Source organism: Streptomyces recifensis, from assembly GCF_002154615.1.
GTDB lineage: Bacteria > Actinomycetota > Actinomycetes > Streptomycetales > Streptomycetaceae > Streptomyces > Streptomyces griseoluteus.
The window spans coordinates 1-6,647 of the sequence record NZ_MUNH01000406.1 but is presented as its reverse complement, the minus strand read 5'-3'; the positions used below and the strand labels follow the sequence as shown (position 1 = coordinate 6,647).

General features: G+C 71.0%; 3 protein-coding genes and 1 pseudogene. All 4 read right to left on the bottom strand.

Going from position 1 to position 6,647, the window contains the following annotated elements; all coding sequences use genetic code 11:
- Positions 1-240: pseudogene (locus CCN33_RS33155) on the bottom strand (hypothetical protein); the annotation flags it as partial.
- Positions 241-395: 155 nt separating this feature from the next.
- Positions 396-5,339 carry an NAD-glutamate dehydrogenase gene (locus tag CCN33_RS20920; protein WP_086695101.1) on the bottom strand — a complete coding sequence of 1,648 codons (4,944 nt, stop codon included), beginning with the start codon at positions 5,337-5,339 and terminating at the stop codon, positions 396-398.
- 483 nt (positions 5,340-5,822) lie between these two features.
- Positions 5,823-6,491: an HAD family hydrolase gene (locus CCN33_RS20915; RefSeq protein WP_086695100.1), complete on the bottom strand. Its 669-nt coding sequence runs from the start codon at positions 6,489-6,491 to the stop codon at positions 5,823-5,825.
- A 56-nt stretch (positions 6,492-6,547) separates the two neighbouring features.
- Positions 6,548-6,647 (bottom strand): DUF6912 family protein (locus CCN33_RS33850; RefSeq protein ID WP_425275860.1); only part of this gene is annotated, 100 nt, incomplete at its 5' end.

Here is a 6,647-nt window from a genome sequence, read left to right as displayed (position 1 = left end):
CACCGGCAGCCCGGTCAGCCGGGCGAGCAGGCCCAGCACCAGTATCCAGGGCGAGTAGTACGGGCTCGGGGTGTCCGCGTCGACCAGCGGGTTGCCGGGGTCGAGCAGGCTGTGCCGGAGCCGCTGCACGGTCGCCGCGTGTATGCCGAGGTCACCGGCCCAGGGCAGCCGCACCACGGCCAGCAGCATCAGCAGCGGGACGAGCGCCGCCAGCGCGACGGCCACCAGCGACGCGGCCACCGTCGACGGACGGCCGCGCCGCGCGCGGGACCCGGTGAGGTTCGCTGTCACGGGCCAGACCCTATCCGAAACGGACAGACCGCCCGGAAAGCGACAAGGGCGCCCCCGGACCGGGTTCTCCGGTCCGGGGGCGCCCTCCGCTCAGGCGGCGCCGGTCACGCGTGCGTGCGCAGCAGCGTCCGCATCGTGCGCATCGCCACCGAGAGGTTGGCGAGGTCGAAGGCGTCCGAGCTCCGGATCTCCTCCAGCGTGGCGCGCGCCCGGCTCAGGATGGGCGCGTTCCTCTCCTCCCACGCCTTGAACCGCTGCTCCGGCGTGGAGGTGCCGTTGCCCGCCGCGAGCACGTCCGCGGTGAGCGCCGCGTGCGCCGCGTACAGGTCCTCGCGGATGGAGGCGCGGGCCATCGACTGCCAGCGGTCCTCGCGGGGCAGCTCGATGATGCGGTCCATGAGCTGGGTGATGTGCAGCCGGTCGGCGAGGTCGTAGTACACCTCGGCCACGTCCAGCGGCTCCTTGCCCGTGCGGTCGGCCACCGAGACGATGTCCAGCGCCGGGAAGGCGGAGGAGAACCCGGCCACGCGGGTGGCCAGTTCGGCCGGGACACCGGCGGCGGACAGCTCGTCGTACACGTGCTGGTACCACTCGAGGTCGGCGCCGCGCAGCAGCTTCGGCATCTGCTGCCAGACCTGCTCGACCCGGTCCGCGAAGAACTCCACGGTCTCGGCGAGCTGGAGCGGCTGCGGCCGGTTGTTCAGCAGCCAGCGGGTGCCGCGCTCGACCAGCCGGCGCGAGTGCAGCCGGATACGGGTCTGCACGGCCGCGTCGACCTGGTTGTCCAGCGCCTCCACCGCGTCCCACACCGGGGACGAGCTGAAGATCGCGCGGGCCGCGGTCTGGGCGCGGACGATCTCCTCCAGCGAGGCCCCCGTCTCCTCGCGCAGCCGGTGCAGATACGTGGTGCCGCCCGTGTTCACCGTGTCGTTGACCAGCACGGTGGTGGTGATCTCCCGGCGCAGCGGGTGGCTGTCGATGACCTCGGCGAACCGCTCGCGCAGCGCGGTCGGGAAGTACGCGTGCAGCAGCCCGCGCAGATACGCGTCGTCCGGCAGCGAGGTGTGCAGCAGCTCCTCGGCGACCGTGATCTTCGTGTACGCCAGCAGCACCGCGGTCTCGGGGCTGGTGAGGCCCTGTCCCTGGTTCAGCCGCTCACGGATCTGGCGGTCGGTGGGCAGGAACTCCAGCGCCCGGTTGAGGTGGCCCTCGCGCACCAGGTGCCGGATGAACCGGGCCTGCGCGTGCAGCATGTCCTTGGACTGGGCGAGCGCGTTGGCCAGCGCGGTGTTCTGCGCGTAGTTGTTGCGCAGGACCAGCGCGCCGACCTCGTCGGTCATCTCCGCCAGCAGCTTGTTGCGCTGCTTGACGGTCATGTCCCCGTCGGTGACCAGGCTGTTGAGCAGGATCTTGATGTTCACCTCGTGGTCGGAGGTGTCCACACCGGCGCTGTTGTCGATGGCGTCGGTGTTGATCCGGCCGCCCTGGAGCGCGAACTCGATCCGGCCGAGCTGGGTCAGACCCAGGTTGCCGCCCTCGCCGACGACCTTGACCCGCAGGTCGGCGCCGTCGACGCGGATGGCGTCGTTGGCCTTGTCACCGACATCGGCGTCGGTCTCCGCCGAGGACTTGACGTAGGTGCCGATGCCGCCGTTCCACAGCAGGTCGACCGGCGCCTTCAGGATCGTCTTCATCAGGTCGGCCGGGGTCATCTTGGAGATCTTCTCCTCGATGCCCAGCGCCTCCCGGATGTGGTGGTTCAGCGGGATCGACTTGGCGCTGCGGGGGAAGATCCCGCCGCCCGCCGACAGCAGCGAGGTGTCGTAGTCGGCCCAGCTGGAGCGGGGCAGCTCGAACAGGCGGCGCCGCTCGGCGTAGCCGGTGGCCGCGTCCGGGACCGGGTCGATGAAGATGTGCCGGTGGTCGAAGGCGGCGACCAGGCGGATGTGCTCGGAGAGCAGCATGCCGTTGCCGAACACGTCACCGGACATGTCACCGATGCCGACGACCGTGAAGTCCTCGGACTGGGTGTCCAGGTCCAGCTCGCGGAAGTGCCGCTTCACCGACTCCCAGGCACCGCGCGCGGTGATGCCCATGCCCTTGTGGTCGTAGCCCGCGCTGCCGCCCGAGGCGAAGGCGTCCCCGAGCCAGAAGTCGTAGGACTGGGCGACCTCGTTGGCGATGTCGGAGAACGTCGCCGTGCCCTTGTCGGCCGCGACCACCAGGTAGGTGTCCTCGCCGTCGTGGCGCACCACGTCCTGGGGCGGGACGACCTCGCCGGCCACCATGTTGTCGGTGATGTCGAGCAGGGCGGAGATGAACGTCTTGTAGCTGGCGATGCCCTCGGCCAGCCAGGCGTCCCGGTCCACGCTCGGGTCGGGGAGCTGCTTGGCGACGAACCCGCCCTTGGCGCCGACCGGCACGATGACGGTGTTCTTCACCATCTGCGCCTTGACCAGCCCGAGGATCTCGGTACGGAAGTCCTCGCGCCGGTCCGACCAGCGCAGGCCGCCGCGCGCGACCTTGCCGAAGCGCAGGTGCACGCCCTCGACCCGCGGCGAGTACACCCAGATCTCGTACGCCGGGCGCGGTGCGGGCAGGTCGGGGATGGCCTGCGGGTCGAACTTCATCGACACGTACGCGTGCGGGCCGCCGTCACGGGCTTCCTGGAAGAAGTTGGTGCGCAGGGTGGCCTTGATGACGGTCAGGAAGGAGCGCAGGATGCGGTCCTCGTCCAGGCTCGCCACCTGGTCCAGCGCGGCCTCCAGCTCCTCCAGCAGGGCGTCGGTGATCTCCAGGCCGGCCTTCTGCCGGTCCGGGGACATCCGGGCCTCGAACAGGGAGACCAGCAGCCGGGTGGTGTGGACGTTGTTGCGGAGGGTGTCCTCCATGTAGTCCTGGCTGAAGGTGGAGCCCGCCTGGCGCAGGTACTTGGCGTAGGCGCGCAGCACCATCGCCTGCCGCCAGGTCAGCCCGGCGCTCAGCACGAGGGCGTTGAAGCCGTCGTTCTCCGCCTGGCCGGTCCAGGTCGCGGCGAAGGCGTCCTGGAAGCGCTCGCGGCCGTCCTCGCCGAGGTGGTCGGCGCCGCCGGCGGTCCGCGGCAGGCGCAGGCCGAAGTCGTAGATCCACGCGGTGCTGCGGTCGGTGCGGCGCAGCTCGTAGGGGCGCTCGTCGACGACCTCGACGCCGAGCCGGTTGAGGACCGGCAGCACGGCGGAGAGGGAGACCGCGTCGCCCTTGCGGTAGATCTTGAACCGGCGCTCGCCGGGGGCGGCGCCCACCGGCTCGTACAGGCTCAGCGAGAAGTCGTTGCCCTTCTCGTTGCTCAGCCGCTCCAGGTGGACCAGGTCGGCGACCGCGGCGCGCGGGGAGTGGTCGGCCTTGTAGCCCTCGGTGAAGGCGTTGCTGTAGCGGCGCAGCAGCTCTGCGGCGCGCTCCTCGCCGCACTCGGCGTTGAGCGCCTCGGCGAAGCCGTCGGACCAGGAGCGGGTGGCCTCGACCAGGCGGGCCTCGATGCGCTCCTTGTCGGCGTCGGAGAGCTCGGGCAGCTCGGTGCCGGGCTGGACGCGGACGACGAAGTGCAGCCGGGACAGGATCGACTCGGTGTTCCAGGCGGTGAAGTCGACGCTGATGCCGCCCAGCTCCTCCTTGAGGATGTCGATGATCCGGAGCCGGACCCCGGTGGTGTACCGGTCGCGCGGCAGGTAGACCAGGGCCGAGTAGTAGCGCCCGTATTCGTCCTGGCGGAGGTAGAGGCGCAGCCGGCGGCGCTCCTGGAGGTACAGCACGCTGGTGGCGATGGACTGCAGCTCGGCGGGCGGGGTCTGGAACAGCTCGTCGCGCGGGTAGGTCTCCAGGATCTGGAGCAGGTCGCGGCCGTCGTGGCTGTTGGGCGAGAACCCGGCGCGTTCCAGCACCTCGTCGACCTTGCGCCGGATCACCGGCACCCGGCGCACCGACTCGGTGTACGCGGCGGAGGAGAACAGCCCCAGGAAGCGGCGCTCGCCGACGACGTTGCCGTCCGCGTCGAACTTCTTGACGCCGATGTAGTCCAGGTACGACGGGCGGTGCACGGTGGCCCGGCTGTTGGCCTTGGTCAGCACCAGCAGGCGGTGCTCGCGGGCCTTGGCGCGGGCGTCCGCCGGGAGCCGCTCGAAGGAGGGACTGACCGGGTGCTCGTCGTCCTCGGAGTGGTGCGGGTCGGAGCGCAGGATGCCGAGGCCGGTTCCGGCCTTGGCGCTCAGGGAGTCGTCACCGCGCAGCTCGTACTCGCGGTAGCCGAGGAAGGTGAAGTGGTCGGCGGAGAGCCAGCGCAGCAGCTCACGGGCCTCGTCCACCTCGGCGGCGGGGAGGTCGGCCGGGCGGGGCTCGTCTCGCAGGCCGTCGGCGATGCGGACGGCCGCCTCCCGCATCTTCTCCCAGTCCTCGACGGCCTCGCGCACGTCGGACAGCACGCGCAGCAGGTCGGCGGAGATCTGCTTGAGGTCGGCGCGGTCGGTCTCGCGGTCGATCTCGACGTGGATCCAGGACTCGACGTGCGCGTCGTGCGGAAGCTCGCCGTGCGGGCCGGTGGGCAGGACCTCGATCAGCTTGCCGGTGACGTCACGGCGGACGACGACCTGCGGGTGGATCACGACGTGGATGCCGCGGCCCTGACGGGTCAGCTCGTTGGTGACCGAGTCGACCAGGAAGGGCATGTCGTCGGTGACGACCTCCACCACGGTGTGGCTGCACGTCCACCCGTTCTCTTCCACGGTCGGGGTGTGCACCCGCACGTTGGCCGTGCCCTGCGGGCGGTTCTCGGCGAGACGGTAGTGGGAGACCGCGGCACCGAAGACGTCGACCGGGTCGCGGTCGGCCAGGTCTTCCGGGGCGGTGTGCAGGTAGTAGCGCTGGAGGAACGCGAGCACCGCTTCGCTGTCCGGGGTGCCGGAGGTGCCCTCGCTCGTGGTCCCGGTCGGTAGGTGCCCCCCGACCGGGCTGTTCTCAGCTACCCGGGCGGCCCGATCGAGCAGCTCGGCCTTGGCTTCGTCCAGCTTGGTCTGCATTGTCCTCTGGCTCCTGTCGCGCGCCGTTGCGTGACGTAGAAGGAAGTACGGTCTCTTCCCCTCCGGTATGACGCCACGGCCCGAGGTGTCCGGTCCGTTCCGACGCTATGCCGCGAGGCGAGATGGGCGGGGGGATTTCGGCCATTGTCGACAGACTTGTCGGAAGCGACGCTGCTCTCCGCACCGTCGTGCCGGAGGCCGTCCCCGGTGTCCGGGACGCTACGGCGCCCCTGTCCCGCCCGAGAGGACCAGCGACCGCCGCCCGGTCACGGAGTTCGTCCGTGCGGCCCGGGCGCAGGGCAGGGACTGTGGCGTCCCCGCGAGATATCGCGCTGATCACGCCACAAGGCTATCGCCCCGGACGGGGGCCCCGTCATGAGCCGTATGTGTACAAAACCGGGGGGTGAAGTTTGACGTTCTGCACAGCGGCGGCGAGGGGGCCGGTCGCGTATCCGCGCCAGGGCGGCGGCGGCCGCGACGCCGTTACGACGCTATTCGGCGGGCCTCCGCGACGGCCTCGGCCAGGCTGTCCACCACCGGGACGCCGGCGCCGCGCAGGCTCTCCGGGCCGTGCGAGCCGCCCGTGTAGAGCACGGCGCGCGCGCCGACGTGCTGGGCGGCCAGCGCGTCGTCGGCCGCGTCACCGATGACCACGGTCCGCCCGGGGTCGACCAGGGTGCTCATCGCCTCCAGGTGGCGGACCATGTGCTCGGCCTTGCTGCCGCCGGAGGGGCCGGTACGGCCGTCGACCCGCAGGAAGTGCGACTCGATGCCGAGGCCGCGCACCAGCGGGACCAGCTCCTCGTGGCCGTACATGCTCAGCAGGGACTGACTGTGGCCGTCCGCTCCCCAGCCGGCCAGCAGCTCGGCCGCGCCCTCGGTGAGCCCGCAGCGCACCCGGTGCTCGGCGTAGTGCCGCTGGAAGGCGCCGTCCATGACCTCCCACTCGAGGTCACTGGGCAGCCGGCCCATCAGCCGCTCGTAGAACCTGGGTACGGGGACGCAGTACAGCGCGCGGTACCGCTCGAGCGTGATCGGCTCCAGGCCCAGCTCGGCGAAGGCCGCGTTGGTCGCCCCGATGATCGCGTCGTTGTCGTGGAACAGGGTCCCGTTCCAGTCCCAGACGATGTGTGCGCTCTCCTGCATCCCCATGCGAAGACGGTACCGGGCACCACCGACAGTGGGTAAGGGCGAGTGGTCCGCGCAGGTCAGGGGGTGGCGAGCAGGGTGGGGATCTCCTGCGTGGCGAACCACAGCAGCTCGTGGTCGTCGGCGGCGTCCACGGCCTTGCGGGCCGTGTCGTCGCCG

Excerpts from the sequence above, each read along its gene's own strand:
- CCN33_RS20920 (WP_086695101.1), bottom strand. The coding sequence starts at position 5,339 with ATGCAGACCAAGCTGGACGAAGCCAAGGCCGAGCTGCTCGATCGGGCC.
- CCN33_RS20915 (WP_086695100.1), bottom strand. The coding sequence starts at position 6,491 with ATGGGGATGCAGGAGAGCGCACACATCGTCTGGGACTGGAACGGGACC.